Origin of the sequence: Phenylobacterium sp. LjRoot219, from assembly GCF_964252995.1 — a bacterium.
GTDB lineage: Bacteria > Pseudomonadota > Alphaproteobacteria > Caulobacterales > Caulobacteraceae > Phenylobacterium.
In genome coordinates, this window is the sequence record NZ_CAXUQI020000002.1 from 1,387,492 (window position 1) to 1,402,223 (window position 14,732).

Annotated in this window: 15 protein-coding genes; 10 read left to right on the forward strand and 5 right to left on the reverse strand. The window is 67.8% G+C overall.

The window, feature by feature from the left end:
• The first annotated feature begins 71 nt into the window (after positions 1 to 71).
• Entirely contained in the window at positions 72 to 773 is a 702-nt protein-coding gene (locus ACSQ14_RS24475; protein WP_436017446.1) for a dienelactone hydrolase family protein, read from the forward strand.
• 14 nt (positions 774 to 787) lie between these two features.
• Here the strand turns inward: ACSQ14_RS24475 and ACSQ14_RS24480 are convergent, their stop codons facing one another.
• The 5 genes from ACSQ14_RS24480 to ACSQ14_RS24500 all read right to left on the reverse strand — a co-directional run bounded on the left by ACSQ14_RS24480 (position 788) and on the right by ACSQ14_RS24500 (position 6,786).
• The gene (locus ACSQ14_RS24480; protein ID WP_436017448.1) at positions 788 to 2,077 is read right to left on the reverse strand and encodes a spinster family MFS transporter; all 1,290 of its coding nucleotides are present in this window, start codon (positions 2,075 to 2,077) and stop codon (positions 788 to 790) included.
• Positions 2,074 to 3,888, reverse strand: coding sequence for an N-acyl-D-amino-acid deacylase family protein (locus ACSQ14_RS24485; protein ID WP_436017450.1), 1,815 nt, complete (start codon positions 3,886 to 3,888; stop codon positions 2,074 to 2,076). The genes ACSQ14_RS24480 and ACSQ14_RS24485 overlap by 4 nt, the downstream gene beginning before the upstream one ends.
• 277 nt (positions 3,889 to 4,165) lie before the next feature.
• Entirely contained in the window at positions 4,166 to 5,050 is an 885-nt protein-coding gene (locus ACSQ14_RS24490) for a CoA transferase (RefSeq protein ID WP_436017452.1), read from the reverse strand.
• Between the two features lie 174 nt (positions 5,051 to 5,224).
• Entirely contained in the window at positions 5,225 to 5,767 is a 543-nt protein-coding gene (locus ACSQ14_RS24495; protein ID WP_436017454.1) for a nuclear transport factor 2 family protein, read from the reverse strand.
• Between the two features lie 275 nt (positions 5,768 to 6,042).
• Entirely contained in the window at positions 6,043 to 6,786 is a 744-nt protein-coding gene (locus ACSQ14_RS24500) for a FadR/GntR family transcriptional regulator (RefSeq protein WP_436017456.1), read from the reverse strand.
• A 276-nt stretch (positions 6,787 to 7,062) separates the two neighbouring features.
• On the opposite strand from ACSQ14_RS24500, the gene ACSQ14_RS24505 reads away from it, so the two are divergent.
• From ACSQ14_RS24505 to ACSQ14_RS24545, 9 genes are read left to right on the forward strand one after another with little or no spacing between them, the layout of a single operon-like run.
• The gene (locus tag ACSQ14_RS24505) at positions 7,063 to 8,373 is read left to right on the forward strand and encodes an NtaA/DmoA family FMN-dependent monooxygenase (protein ID WP_436017458.1); all 1,311 of its coding nucleotides are present in this window, start codon (positions 7,063 to 7,065) and stop codon (positions 8,371 to 8,373) included.
• Entirely contained in the window at positions 8,370 to 9,332 is a 963-nt protein-coding gene (locus tag ACSQ14_RS24510) for a hydroxyacid dehydrogenase (protein WP_436017460.1), read from the forward strand. Before ACSQ14_RS24505 ends, ACSQ14_RS24510 begins: the two co-directional genes overlap by 4 nt.
• On the forward strand, positions 9,329 to 10,048 hold the full coding sequence (locus ACSQ14_RS24515) for a 4-carboxy-4-hydroxy-2-oxoadipate aldolase/oxaloacetate decarboxylase (protein ID WP_436017462.1): 720 nt from the start codon (positions 9,329 to 9,331) through the stop codon (positions 10,046 to 10,048). Before ACSQ14_RS24510 ends, ACSQ14_RS24515 begins: the two co-directional genes overlap by 4 nt.
• 34 nt (positions 10,049 to 10,082) lie before the next feature.
• A complete protein-coding gene (locus ACSQ14_RS24520) occupies positions 10,083 to 11,057 on the forward strand; it encodes a quinone oxidoreductase family protein (protein ID WP_436017464.1) in 975 nt (324 codons plus the stop codon).
• Positions 11,058 to 11,084: 27 nt separating this feature from the next.
• Entirely contained in the window at positions 11,085 to 11,870 is a 786-nt protein-coding gene (locus ACSQ14_RS24525) for a 2-keto-4-pentenoate hydratase (RefSeq protein ID WP_436017466.1), read from the forward strand.
• Between the two features lie 3 nt (positions 11,871 to 11,873).
• A complete protein-coding gene (locus ACSQ14_RS24530) occupies positions 11,874 to 12,245 on the forward strand; it encodes a cupin domain-containing protein (protein ID WP_436017468.1) in 372 nt (123 codons plus the stop codon).
• Between the two features lie 24 nt (positions 12,246 to 12,269).
• Entirely contained in the window at positions 12,270 to 13,070 is an 801-nt protein-coding gene (locus ACSQ14_RS24535) for an alpha/beta fold hydrolase (protein ID WP_436017470.1), read from the forward strand.
• 16 nt (positions 13,071 to 13,086) lie between these two features.
• Complete coding sequence (locus tag ACSQ14_RS24540) at positions 13,087 to 14,004, forward strand: SMP-30/gluconolactonase/LRE family protein (RefSeq protein ID WP_436017472.1); 918 nt, start codon at positions 13,087 to 13,089, stop codon at positions 14,002 to 14,004.
• Complete coding sequence (locus tag ACSQ14_RS24545; RefSeq protein WP_436017474.1) at positions 13,988 to 14,680, forward strand: carboxymuconolactone decarboxylase family protein; 693 nt, start codon at positions 13,988 to 13,990, stop codon at positions 14,678 to 14,680. The genes ACSQ14_RS24540 and ACSQ14_RS24545 overlap by 17 nt, the downstream gene beginning before the upstream one ends.
• The last annotated feature ends 52 nt before the right edge of the window (positions 14,681 to 14,732 follow it).

Sequence of the window (14,732 nt, forward strand, 5' to 3'; positions counted from 1 at the left end):
ATTTAACTGCTTGACTAAAACCCGCGCCATCCTCGCACTTCCCTCAGCGGCCAGCAGGGGAGACAGGACAGTTGGCGGACCTCAACTATCAAGTCGGCGAGCGCACATTCACCGGACACCTCGCGGAGCGCGCCCTTCCTGAACTCCGGCCGGGCGTCCTAGTCATACCGGGCGGCGGAGGCCTCGGCGCCCACGCCCGCGAGCGGACCGAGATGCTAGCCGACAGCGGCTACGTGGCGTTCGCCGCAGACCTCTTCGGAGAACCGATCCTCGGCCTGGACCACGCGCGGACGGTGACGCACGCCCTTTTGGAGGACTGGGCTGAGCTACGCCGTCGCTGCAACGCCGCCCTGGAGATCTTGCGCAGTCAGCCCGGCGTGGATCGCAACCGGCTCGCCGTGATCGGCTTCTGCTTCGGCGGCCAAGCGGCGCTGGAGTTCGGCCGGTCCGGCGCCGAGGTGCGCGCGATCGTCGGGTTTCACGCACAGCTGACCACGCCTCGGCCGCAGGACAGCCGGAACATCGGCGGCAAGGTCCTGGTCTGCCTGGGCGACCAGGACTGTTTTGTCTTTGCGGACGAGCGCGAGGCGTTCCTGCAGTCGATGACCGAGGCGAGCGTCGACTGCCAGATGCTGTTGTTCTCCGGTGTCGGCCACAGCTTCACCGATCGTCACGCCGAAGCGTCTGGCGTGCCTGGCCTCAAGTATGACGCAACGGCGGACCGCCGCGCCTGGGCGGCCATGCACGCCCTGCTCGCGGAGGCCTTCGCATAGGGAGGTCGCCGGCGCTAACGTGCGAGATCGTCGGCGGCCTTGGCCGTACGGAGGTACTGGATCGCCGAGAGCAGGGTTGCAGGGACGATGATCAGCATCGCCACGCCCAGGCCGCCGTCGCCCAGTCTCGGCTGAAGCGCATCGCTCAAGCCGCCGACGAGCGGCGGCGCCAGCCCGTGAACCAGGAGCATCACGATCAGCGACGCGGTCGCCGATCCGGTCGCTCGCATACTCGCGGGCACGTAGTTCTGCACGATGGCCAGTTGGGTGGGCAGGTAGACGCTGGCCAAGCCGTAGGTGAGGCTCATCGCCGCCACGGCGACGCCGAAGTCCGGCGAGAACAGCGCCAGCAGAACAAAGGCCGCCGCCCCCAGTTCGATCAGCGCGACGATCCGCAAGCTGCGCGAGAAGCGGGCCACGCCGATCTGGTTGACCATCCAGCCCGACAGCAGGATGCACGAGGCGCCCAGCACCGCCAGCCCAAGGCCGAAGCGGACGCCGACGATGCTGGAGTCTTCCCCGAACTTGCGAAGCAGGAAGGTCGGCCCCCAGGAGGTGACGACCGAGGTGACGATGTGGATCAGGCCCGCGCCGATCAGGGCCCGGCGATAGATCGGCAGGGAGAACAGGTACCGCAGGTTCCGGAAGTAGGAGTCCGGCGCAAGCTTCGGAACGCCGGTGACGTCCAGCGCGCCCCGCTCGGGCTCCCGCAGAACGAGGAGCGTCAGCAGCGCCAGCGCGACGCCGGGCAGCCCGGCCACCACGAGCGCGGTTCGCCAGCCATAGTATTGCGCCACCAGGCCGCCCACCCCGAAGGCCAGGAGCATGCCGACGCTGCTGGCGGACGCATGAACCGCGCTCGCGAGCGCCCGGCGCTTAGGAGGAAAATAGTCGGCGATCAGGGAAATCGAGGCCGGCACGCAGCCGCCCTCCGCAGCCGACACGCCCAGGCGGCTGAGCGCCAGCTGCCATCCGTTGATCGCCAGCCCGCCCATCGCGGTGAAGACGCTCCAGATGGCGAGGCAGCCTGAAAGAAAGCGCACCCGGTTCACCCGGTCGGCCAGGTGGCCCAGCGGCACCGACATGACGGCGTAGAGGATGGCGATCGCCGGCCCGACCAGCAGCCCAAGCTGCAGGTCGGTCAGCTGCATGTCGCGTTTGATGTCCGGCGCGAGGATCGAGAGGATGAAGCGGTCGGCCATGCTGCAGGCCGAGATGGCGAACAGGATCGCCAGGGCCGTTCGTGGGCCGAGCGTCCTGCTCTTGGCGGGCGCCGCGACCGCGGCCTCGTCGGATGCCGTCACCGTGCGCCTTCCGTCGTGGTTGCTTCCTGCTGAGCCTCGTTGGCGACCGCGCGCACCAGCCTGCCCGGCAGGGCGCCGGTGCTGCGTCCCGCGCGATAGGTGACCTCGCCTGCAACGATGGTGGCGACGATGCCGTCCGCCTTCTGAGTGAGCCGTCGGCCGCCGGCCGGCAGGTCGAACGCCGGCTCTGGACCGCCCAGTTGAAGACGGTCGTAATCGATAATGTTGATGTCGGCCTTGAGCCCCAGTGCGAGCAGGCCGCGGTCCGCCAGCCCCACCGCCAGGGCGTTGCGGCGGCTCAGCCGGTGCACCGCCCAGGTCAGGTCCAGCCGCTCGCCCTTGGTGCGATCGCGCGTCCAGTAGCTCAGCAGGAAGGTGGGGTAGCTGGCGTCGCAGATGAAGCCGTAGTGCGCCCCACCATCGCCCAGCCCGACGAACGTGTTCGCGTCGACAAGCATCTCGCGGATGCTGTCGAGGCTGCCGTGCGCGTAGTTGTTGATCGGCAGGAAAAGGATGGCGGCCCCGTCCCGCTGCAGCAGCGCGTCGTAGGCGCATTCGGCGATGGACCGCCCTTCGCGCGCGGCGATCGCCGGGAGGCTGGTTGCGCGGTCCGGCTCGTAATCGATCCGCTCGGCGAACGGGAACGCCTGCAGAGAGCGCTCCACCAGGAAGCGATGAATGGGGTTGGGGTGAGCCGGATCCGCCGCCTCCGCCAGGATCGCCGCGCGGACCTCCGGCTTGCGCATCTCCGCCACGCGCTCCGCCAGCGGCAGGTGCTCGATGGCCTGGTACGCGGGGTGCAGTTTGAAGGGGTTGAGCGACAGGTCGAGCCCGAACAGCAGCCCGATCGGCCGCGGGAAGACCTGAGCCATCAGGGTGACGCCCGGCTCCAGGTTCGCCTCGGCGACCAGATCGAGCGCCTGTCGGCACATCTCGGGCGCCTCGTTCACCTCGCTGAGCGAGAAGGTCAGCGGGCGACCTGAGGTCCGGCAGATCTGCTGGTAGAGCGCAATCTCCCGACGAACGGCCTCTTGCGGCGTAATCCCACCGGCTTCGGGGATCACCCCCTTCAGCTGCTGGCCCGTGAGACCTGCGGCCACCTGGAAGACGCCGCCGCCGGCGTCGCGCAGGCCTTCGGCCAGGGCGAGCATCTCCGCCTCCGCGGCCTGCACGTGCGGGGCGGTGGCGCCGTCCGCGTCACGGTGCGCCAGCGATCGCGAGGTGGAGACGCCGATGGCGCCCGCCCGCACCGCCTCGGCCACCAGCGCGCGCATCTGCCGTCGGTCCTCAGGCGTCGAAGGCTCCCGGCGCGCGCCGCGGTCGCCCATGACATAGACCCGGATCGCGGCGTGCGGGATGTAGGCGGCGCAGTCCGCATCGAAGCGGCGGTCGGCGACGAAGTCCAGGTATTCGGGGAAGGTGCGCCAGGCCCAGGGCAGGCCCTCAGTGATGACGATTTCCGGGATGTCCTCCACCCCTTCCATCACCTTCTCGAGCAGCCGCCGCTCCTCCGGCTTGCAGGGCGCGAAGCCGACGCCGCAGTTGCCCATGACGACGGTCGTGACGCCGTGCTCCGAGGAGGGCTTCAGGCGCTGCTCCCAGGTGACCTGCCCGTCGTAGTGGGTGTGGATGTCGACGAAGCCCGGGGTGACCAGCGCTCCCGAAGCGTCGATTTCTTGGCGGCCTTTGCCTTCGACTGAACCGACCGCACGGATCACGCCGTCCCCTACAGCGATGTCGCCGCGGAACACCTCGCCGCCGCCGCCATCGCAGATCAGCCCGTTGCGAATGACCAGATCGAAGTCCGCCAAGATCGAGCTCCTGCTCAAGCCCACGCGATGCGGAGCGTCACATCACATGCCGATCACGAAGGAAGCTGCGATTGGCCTGCATGGCCCAATCGTCGGCGTTCAAGCGCAAACACCGGCCGCAGCGCTCCTCCGCAAATTGCGAGACGTGGCGCGCCCGGCTGAGCCGACGCCGCCCACCTCTTCATCATTCGCGACCGCCGCGCCTGACGAGCGGCAGCGTGTTAGTCGCGTGACTAACATCACGCCCGCTCCGCCCTTCCGTGTCAAGCGATGCTAATCACCCGATTAGCATGTTGGCGCACTGCCTTAGCGAGCTCAGCGCCACTCCGCGCGAGAAGCTCCTCGAGGGATCAGCACGGGGTCGTAAGCCCCTGGCGTCCGCGACATGACCACTTGGTCGGTCACGCCGTGGTAGTCGCCCATGGCGGTCGCCGCAGTGAAGGTCTCTGGGTCGAGGAGGCAATGTTCGGCGAGCGCTGCCCGCGACTTGGTGGGCCCAGGCCTTGTCGAAGATCCCTAGCGAGAGGATCCAGAGCGCCACGCGGGTGAGGGAGACATGGACATGATAGGAGCCGCCCTCCTCCGCGCGCCGGCGAAGGGCTGAGACAACGCCCACCTGCGCCAGCCAGGCGGTGAGATAATCGTTCACCACCACGATCGGTGGAAGCTGCGGCTGTTCTGGCGACCCTTCCAGCGCCATGATGCCAGACACGCAGCCGGCGGATTGATCGAAGCCCGGCCGCTCGGCCCACGGGCCATGCAGGCCGTGCAGCGAAATCGACACATAGATCAGGCCCGGCCGTTCGCGCGCCGCCTCCTCCGGCATCAGGGCGATCTCGCGCAGGAAAGCCGGACGACGGTTGTGGAAGAAGATGTCCGCCTCGCGCAGCAACTCGCTCAAGAGGGTGCGGTCCGCGCGCGGATCGAGCCAGGCCGAGCGGACCCCCACGTTGGCTGAGGCGTAGACCGTCTCCTGCTCCCCCTCTCCCGGACGCCAGAGGTTCAGCACATCGGTGCCGTGCAGCGCCAGCGATCGGCCACCTGCGCCAGCGATGACATGCCCCATGCCTAGGGCTCTGTAGCCGGAGAACGGAAGCGTCCCGACCGGACGCAGGGGCTCGGGAGCGGAGTCTCCGATCCGCGTCACCTCGATCAGCGGCATGTCCGCCAGGACGTCGCGATACTGCTCGTCCGCCGCGAACTGGCGCTGCTCCCAGACCGGCTTTGCCGTCTTCGGCGCGCCCTCGCCGGCATCTGTTTCTTGCTTGCCAATCCTTTGGCTAGCAGGATGCGTGACTGGTCAAATCCGCAGTCGCCCGCGCGCTGCATGCATCGGTCAGGCCGGCTTCAAATGACCGGACCCATGGACCCGCTGGAGCGCGGCGTAGGAGGGGTCGTCGTTCGACCGCAGGCCCGGCTTCATGCCCGCCTCGGCGAGCCAGTCTTGCTCGATGGGCAGGCTGATCGACCAGTCGCGGACGGCGATCCGGTGCTTCACCAGCCAGCGGCCATCCTCACGCACCAGGCGGTCGACGTAGCGCCCGCCCAGCTGGTTGCACAGCTCTCGGCCGTCCGCGTCCAGACTGCGGGAGACCGCGATAAAATAGGTCTCGGCGCCCGCTTCGTCGCCGTCCACCCGCACCAGCGACTGGCCCAACTGGTGCGACAGGCTGGTGCTCTGCGCCTGGATGTCGATCGTCATCAGGCGGGCGAACTCACGCCCTGGCGCCTTGATGTGACCGTGGTCGTCCCAACTGTCTTCGAGATAGGCGCTGCCCATGTGGGCTTCATCGCTCCGGTCGCACCCGTGGCAGTATTCGGCGATCGTTTGCGTGATCTCGAAGTGATCGAGCATCGTCTGCAGGCGGGATTGATCCATCGGCTGTGCGCGCGGAGCGCGCCTCCTCCACTTAGATTGTGACCAGCTTCGTCGAAGGTCCGGTTCCCGGGCTAGGCGGGGACCTCCAGCGTCTCCGCCCGTCGGGCCGCCGGCGTGAACGAGATCGGCAGTCCTACAAATGGTGCTCCAGTCGCCCTGGGCCTGCAAAACCGTGCAAGAGCGGCGGCGTAGACGCCGCTAGCGCCATGTTCGTTTCCCGAACCTTCTTTCTCCTTGACGCATCAAGCACACGAAGGGCAGCGGGCCCATAGCCCTCAGACTTCGGGGAACTGTGTCCTCACATTCGCAAGCGTGATCCCGAGCAGGTCGCTCATCGCCTGCCGAGCCCGCTCCGGGTCTCTATTAGCGATCCCCTCGAAGACAGCTGTGTGCTCTTCGACGAGGTCCGACTGCCACAGGTCATGCCGCTTCTTGTAAAGGGTGATCCACTGGACGGCCGCCTCGATCGATTTCGACAGCGAGGCGAACGCCTCGTTGCCGCTCGCCGCGAGCAGCGAGTTATGGAATTGGCGGTCGGCCTCCTGACCCGCGGCGGAATTTAGGCCGTGCGCGGTCATCGCATAGATCGCCGTCCGCATCTCTTCCAGTTCGGCTTCGCTGCGCCGCAGGGCGGCCAAGCCGGCGGCGGCCGGCTCCACAAGGGCTCGCAGTTCCAGCAGATCTCGAATGAACCGCGGGTCGGGTTTGCCGGCGAAGGTCCAGGCGATCACCTCCGGGTCGAGGAGGTTCCAGCGCCGCCTCGGCGCGACATGAGTGCCCGCCTTAGCTTGGGTTTCCAGCAGCCCCTTGGCGAGCAACAGGCGAATGGCCTCGCGATAGGCGGCGCGCGACACGCCCATCGTTCGCGATTGGCCGATCTCCCCCCCGACGCAGTCGCCCGGCTTCAGTTCACCGGACAGGATGGCTGTACCTATGCGACGCGCGATGGCCGCGTGGATGGTCGCCTGCGTGTCGCGCTGATCAGCCAGCTCGGTCCTCGGTCGCTCAGGGTTCACCACGCCCAGCTATCATAGGTCTTCCCCGAAGTTGAATCGTCGAGCGCGCCGGCGCGGCCCTGGCGTTCCACTCCTATCAAATAGCCTTGTCTGACAAGGCTTGTCGGACAAGATGAAGTATGCGATCCGGTCATCTTGAAAGAGGCGGGTCGCGCATCATGACCGTGGATGGGTCCCCCGTCGCGGCGGACTCGCCGGCGGTTCCGCTCGGCGTCTGCGGTGCTCCGGATCCGCTGCAAAAAGACGCTGCGCCGCCAGCCGGAATTGGAAGGGGATGCGATGGGAAAGCAAATTCATCTGGTCAGCTTTCAGATCAATTCCCCGATCAACCACACGATCCTGAGCTGGGCCGACCCGAAGGATAATCGCCTGCAGGCCCTGGGCGACATGAAGCTCTGGCAGGAGCTTGGCCGCACGCTCGAGCGCGGGCGCTTCGACGCGATTTTTTTCGCCGACACTCCCGGAGTTTTCGACCGCTACAAGGAGCGGCTGGATGACTCCCTGCGCTATGGCGTGTGCTGGCCGACCCACGACCCGGTTCCACTGCTTGGGATCATCGGCGCCGCCACCGAACATCTGGGGCTTACCGCCACCGTGTCGACCGGCCCGCACCATCCCTATGCGCTGGTGCGGTCGCTCTCGACGCTCGACTATCTCACCCGTGGCCGCATCGGCTGGAACATCGTGACGGGCCATTTGCGCGGCGAGCATCGCGCCTTCGGCCTGCCGGTGCTGGAGCACGACCAGCGCTACGACCGCGCCGAAGAGTACATGGACATCTGCTATCGGCTCTGGGACAGCGTCGCCGACGACGCCATCATCGCCGACAAGACCAGCGGCGTGTTCGCCGACCCGGCGAAGATCGAGATCCTCGATCACGCGGGCGAGTACTTCCGCTGCAACACGGTGTCACCGGCCTGGCCTTCGGCTCAGCGGCGGCCCGTGCTGTTCCAGGCAGGATCTTCAGGGCGCGGCCAACGCTTCGCCATGAAGCACGCCGAGGTGGTCTTCGCGATCCAGCCGAACCTCGCCTCGATGAAGCGGTTCATGGCCGAGTTCCACGCGCTTGCCGCGGAAACAGGCGTTCGCCGCGTGCCTGGCGTGACCTTCGGTATCCAGCCGATCATCGGCGGCACGGAAGAAGAGGCGCGAGCGAAGCTCAATGGCTTGATCGACCGCATCCCGCCGGAGGCCTCGATCGCCCGACTGTCGGGATCCATGGGCGTCGACTTCTCCGGCATGGAGCTCGACCAGCCGCTGGCAGAGATGCAGACCCAAGGCTCGCAAGGCCTGATGAAGGCGTTCAGCACCGCGGTCGGCGACAAGCCGCTGACCCTGCGCGACGTCGCCATCCGTTGGGGCCTCGCCGTCGGCATGCCGCAGCTGGTCGGCACGCCCGAGCAGGTCGCCGATCAGATGGAGACGATCTGGCGCGAGACCGGCTGCCACGGCTTCAACGTCACGCCGCACGTCATGCCCTCGTCCATCGAGGATTTCGTCGATCAGGTCGTGCCGATCCTGCAGAAGCGCGGGATCTACCGGACCGAGTACGAGGGCAAGACTTTCCGCGAAAACCTGGAGGTCGCATGAGCGCCGAGGCTCCGCTCGTCTACATCGTCGATCCGATCCATCCGGTCGGCGCGGAGCGGCTTGCGGCCGCCTATGAGGTGATCACACCAGAGCAGGGGCAGCACGATCCGCGCATCGAGGCGGTGACGCATATCGTCGTGCGCACGACCGAGTTGCCCGAGCAATTGCTCGCCAGGATGCCCAGGCTTAAGGCGATCGTGAAGCACGGCGCCGGCGTCGACAACATCCCGATCCCGTACGCGACGGAGCGCGGGGTGATGGTCGCGAACACCCCCGGCGGGAACAATTCGACCGCCGTCGCCGAAGGCGCCGTGGCGCTCATTCTCGCGCTGCTGCGCCGGGTTCGCGAAATGGACGCGATCGTCCGTCAGGACCGCTGGAACGAGCGTTGGACCACGCGCTTGGGCGATCTGACCGGCGCGCGCGTCGGGCTGATCGGCTTCGGGCGGATCGCGCGGTGCACCGCGAAGATCTGCGGCCAAGGCTTCGGCGCCGAACTCGGCGCCTACGATCCCGTGGTGGCGGCCGCCGACATTACCGCGGCGGGCGCGACGCCGATGACCCTGGATGAGCTTCTGGCCTGGGCCGACGTCATCTCGATCCATGTTCCGCTGACAGAGGGCACGCGCAATCTGATCGGCGCGCCGGAACTCGCGAAAATGCGCGCCTCGGCGATCATCGTGAACTGCTCGCGCGGCGGTATCATTAATGAAGCCGCCCTGACCGACGCGCTCACGTCAGGCGCCATCGCGGGCGCCGGCGTCGACGTCTTCGAGGTCGAGCCGCCGCCGGCCGACCACCCGCTCTTCGCCCTGCAAAACGTCGTTCTGGCGCCGCATGTCGCCGGGGTGACCGAAAGCGGCATGAAGGGCATGGCGATCGCCTGCGCCGACGCAATCGACACCATCGTGGCCGGCGGACGTCCCGCCACCTTGCTCAATCCGGAGGTCGTCCAATGAAGCCGCTCAAGTCCGTGATCTACAGCGACATCCCGCGTCCCGACCGCGCGCTGCTGGCGCGCGCGTCGGAATTCGGCGTCGCTGACCTCCACGGCGCCCTCGGCGTCATCGCCGGCCGCATGTGCCTGATGGGCCCTTCGATGCGGCCGATCGCGCCGCGCCAGCGGCTCTGTGGGCCGGCGATCACGGCCTGGAACTATCCGGGCGACAACCTGGCCATCCATGCCGCGCTCAACACCGCCCAGGCCGGTGACGTGCTCGTCTTCACCAATGGCGGCGGACACCAAGGGGCGCTCTGGGGCGACGTGGCCTGCGGCTTTGCGGTCAAGAAAGGCGTCGCCGGGGCCGTCGTCCACGGCGCGGTGCGGGACACCGACGCCGTTCGCGAGCTGGGGTTCCCGGTCTGGTCGACGCACATCTCCGTCGAGCAGCCCGACAAGCGGGGGCCGGCTGCGGTCAACGTGCCGATCGTCGTCGACGGCGTCTTGGTCGAGCCCGGTGACATTATCGCCGCCGACGCCGACGGCGTGGTGGTGATCCCGCAAGCCCTGCTGGCGAAGGCGGTCGAGGGCGCCGAGGCGCGCGCCGCCAACGAGGTGAAGGTTCGCGCCCGAATCGCCGCCGGCGAGCTTCCGCTCGATATCCTGGGGCTGCGCACGGTCATCGAGAACGCCGGGATCGAGCAGATCAAAGGCGCCTGGAAGGACGACCTGTGATCGTCGCCCTCCCCTTCCCGTTCGAGGCCGCCCTATGACCCGCGTCGTCCTGATGAAGGAGCCGGGACCGGCTGAGGTCCTGCAGGTCGCCCAAAGCGAGCTCACCGCGCCGGGTCCGCGCGAAGTGCGGCTCCGGCAGGTCGCCATCGGGGTCAATTACCACGACGTCTACGTCCGCTCCGGGCTCTACCAGACCTTGCCGCTGCCCGGCGTGCCGGGGATCGAAGCCGTCGGTGTCATCGAGCAGGTCGGCGGCGACGTCGCTCATCTGGCGCCAGGCGACCGCGTCGGCTACGTCACCGGCCAGTACGGCGCCTACGCCGAAGCGCGCAATCTCGACGCCGGGCTGGCGGTCAAGCTTCCCGCCACGCTTACCGACGTCCAAGCGGCGGCCTCGCTGATGAAGGCCTTCACCGTCGCCATGCTCGTGCGCCGGGTGCATCGGGTGGAGCGCGGACAGGCGATCCTGGTCCATGCGGCGGCCGGCGGGGTCGGCCAGTTGCTGTGCAGCTGGGCGCGCCGTCTCGGCGCGACCGTCATCGGCACCGTCGGCAGCGAGGACAAGGCAAAGGTCGCGCGGGCGCATGGCGCCGAGCATGTGATCTTCTATCGGCACGAAGACGTCGCCGCGCGCGTCGCCGAAATCACCGGAGGCGCGGGCGTCGCCGCGGCGTACGACTCGGTCGGCGCAGACACCTTCGACGGCAGCGTCGCGGCCCTCGGCTTCGAAGGCCATCTGGTCGGCTACGGCCAGGCTTCAGGCCCCGCGCCGCCGTTCGCGATGTCGCTGCTGGCGACGCGCTCGCTGACCGTCAGCCGGCCGATCGTGTTTCACTATCTGCGCACGCCTGAAATGCTGCGCGACATCGCCAAGCAGGCCTTTGACGCCTTCGCGCAAGGCGTCATTCAGCCGATCGAGCCCGTCGTCCTGCCGCTTCAGCAAGCCGCGGAAGCCCACCGCCTGCTCGAAGCTCGGCAGAGCCCAGGCGGCGTCGTGCTCGTGCCGTAAATCCGGGGTCGGCCCATGACTCCTGACATGATCGCCTCGCGCCTGCTGACCGGCCACTGGGCCGACGGTTCGCGGCTGGACCAGTTGCCGGAGGATGTCCGGCCCGTGAGCCGGGCGGAGGGCTACCGCATCCAGGCCCGCCTGGAGGCGCTCTCGGCCGCCCCGCTGTTCGGCTGGAAGATCGCGGCGACCAGTTCGGCCGGCCAGGCGCACATCGGTGTCGATGGTCCGCTGGCCGGGCGCTTGCTGAAGGAGCGCGTCATCGCGAACGGCGGCGTCTGCCCCTTCGGCGTCAACCACATGCGCGTCGCCGAAATCGAGTTCGCATTCCGAATGGGCGCGACGCTCGCGCCACGGGCCGAACCCTTTGGCGTCGATGAGGTCCTCGCCGCCGTCGCTACGCTGCATCCGTCCATCGAGATCCCGGACTCCCGCTACGAGGCGTTCGAGCGCGTCGGCGCGCCACAGCTCATCGCTGACAATGCCTGCGCCCACTTCTTCGTGGAAGGGCCCGAGGCGCCCGCGTCCTGGAGAGACGTCGACCTGGCGGCCTATCGCGTGACCGGATCGGTGAACGACGCGAGCTTCGCCGGCGTCGGCCGCAACGTGTTCGGCGATCCGCGGGTGGCGCTGCAGTGGCTGGCGAACGAGCTTTCGCAACTGAGCATTCCGCTCGCCGAAGGCCAGCTCGTCACCACGGGGACCTGCGTAGCGCCGATGGCGATCAAGCCCGGCGATCGCATCAGCGGTGATTTCGGTGCGCTTGGCGCCGTTTCGGTCCGCATGGCGCATGAACAAGACTTGGAGCCGTAGACCATGAGTGAAGAGAAAGCTGTCGTGTCGCGCTGGGACGATGTCCGACTGGACCGCATGCGCGGCGGCATCACCCGCCGCTTTGTCCACTCCGACAAGATGATGGTCGGCCAGATCCACTTCGCCAAAGGCGACAGCGTGCCGGCCCACCGGCACGACAACGAGCAGTACACCTACGTCCTCAGCGGCGCGCTCCGCTTCCGGTTCGGCGAGGACCAGGCGGAGGAGGTCCTCGTCGGCGCGGGCGAGATCGTCCTCATTCCCGGCGGCCTGCTGCATAGCGCCAGCGCCGACGAGGACACCTTCGAACTCGACATATTCTGCCCGCCTCGCCGCGACTGGATCGAAGGCGATGACGCCTACATGCGCAAATGACCGCGGCCGCGAGAGAGTGCTGAAATGCTGGTGAACATCGGCGGCCGCGACCTCCGCTACGACATCATTGGGGATGAGGCCGCCCCCGTCGTCTGCCTCGCTCACGCCTTGTCGTCGGACAGCGGCATCTGGGCGGAGCAGGTCCCGCCGTTGCTGGCGCAAGGTTGGCGCGTGCTGCGGCTCGACATGCGCGGGCATGGCGGCAGCGAGGCCGGTCCCGAGGACTACGCGATGGAGGCCTTGGCCAACGACGTCGCGGGCATTCTCGATTTCCTAAAGATCCCCCAGGTACATTTCGTCGGGTTGTCGATCGGCGGGATGATCGGCCAGACCTTCGCGCTCGAGCATGGCGATCGCCTGCTGTCGCTGATGCTTTGCGGCACGGCGCCGGCGGCGCTCGACGGCGGAATGGCGCAGCTCTGGGCGCCCCGCTTCGAGGCGATCGCCGCCGCAGGCTCGGTCGCGCCGCTGGCCGACACCACGATGGTTCGCTGGTTCACCGAGGACTTCCAGACGCGCCGCCCGGACCGTTGGCGGCAGGTGCATCAAACCATCTGCCGCACGACGCCCGCGGGCTACCGCGGCGGTGGCATCGCGATTGACACCTTCGACATCGTCGATCGGCTACCTTCGATCCGGACGCCGACGCTCGTGGTGTGCGGCGACGGGGACACCGGAACGCCGCCGGCCGGCAATCGCAAAATCGCCGACCTCATCCCCGGCGCCCGCTACATCGAGCTGAAGAACGCGCGCCACATCCCGATGGTCGAGTATCCGGAGCAGTTCAGTCGAATTCTGATCGAGTGGCTCGCCGCCAACAGATAGCTCCGGAGCGATTCAGATGTATGCGCCGCCGCCCTGCGTCACGGCCGACGTTTTCACCGTGATCCCGGAGCCGATCTGCTTCGGAAACCGGAGATCGGACTGGGCCGACGCCCAGATCAATGGGGCGCCGACGCCGACCTATCTCGAAGGTCCGTGCTTCGACGCCGCCGGCAACCTCTGGGTCACCGACATTCCCTGGGGCCGGCTGCTGAAGATCACCCCGGGCGGCGAGGTCTCGGTTGGCGCCGAGTACGACGGCCAGCCCAACGGGCTCAAGTTCCTGGCCGACGGGCGCGGCTTGATCGCCGACTTCAAGAATGGCCTGATGGTCTTCGATCCCGCCACCGGCGCGGTCGAGCCATATCTCGTCCGGCGGCTGCTCGAGCCTTTCCGCGGCTGCAACGACCTCACCGTCGCCAGCAACGGCGATCTCTATTTCACCGACCAGGGCATGTCCGGCCTGCACGACCCCTATGGCCGGGTCTATCGGCTTCGGGTCGACGGCGGGCTGGAGCTGCTGCTCGACCGGATACCCAGCCCCAACGGTCTCGTCCTCAACAAGGCAGAAACCGCCCTCATGGTCGCGGTCACCCGGGCGAACGCGATCTGGCGCGTGCCGCTGACCGCCGACGGCGGCGTCACCAAGGTGGGCACCTTCATCCAAATGAGCGGCGGCAACGGGCCCGACGGCCTGGCGATGGACGAGGACGACAACATCGCGGTGTGCCACGTGGGCATGGGCTGCGCCTGGCTGTTCGACGACATTGGCGAGCCGATCCTGCGGATCCGCTCGCCAAAGGGGCGCAAGGTCACCAACTGCGCCTACGGCGGCGCCGACAGAAAATCGCTGTTCATCACGGAGTCGGGCTCGGGCGCGATCCTGCGCGCTGAATTGCCGGCGCCAGGCCGGATGCTTCATGCGCGACCAGCGTAGCCCCACGGCTCTGGCGCGACGAACGGGAGGACTGAATTTGCAGCGGACACGAGCCCCGGAGACCGGCCGAGGCGGTTATGACGCGGACGCGAGACACGCGCAGGCGCTCGGCCACGGGCCGCGGATAGACGCCATTCCCAACGACCAGATCGCCCCCGACGCGTGGTCCCTGGTGAACACGTTGCGCGAGTCGGCCGGCGCCCCGCCCGTGGACGTCATGCCTGAATTCATGCGCGTGATGGCCAAGCACCCGCCGATCTTCCGTCGCCAGATGGAGATGGGCAACGTGCTGTTTAACGGCCGCATCTCCCCGAGAGAGCGGGAGCTTGCGGTCTTGCGCATATCGTGGCTGGCGGGCGCGCCGTTCGAGTGGGGCGAGCACGTCGTGATCAGCAAGCGCTGCGGCGTGACGGCCGAGGAAATCGAACGCGTCACGCTAGGATCGTCCGGGGCGGGCTGGAGCGAGCATGATGCGGCGATCCTGCGCGGTGTCGAAGAGCTGGTGGCCGACTTCGCAGTGTCTGACGAGACCTGGAGGTTGCTGGCGAAATCCTGGGACGAAGCTCAGCTCATCGAGTTTCCGATGATGGTCGGCCAGTACCTCACCACGGCCTTCCTCCTGAACTCCCTGAAGGTTCCGCTTGGCCGGGGTAACGCCGGCCTCGCTCAACGCTGATCTTCCACCGCGCCGCGCATCGCTGCGCTTCAGCGTGCGCGGCCTTTTCGAT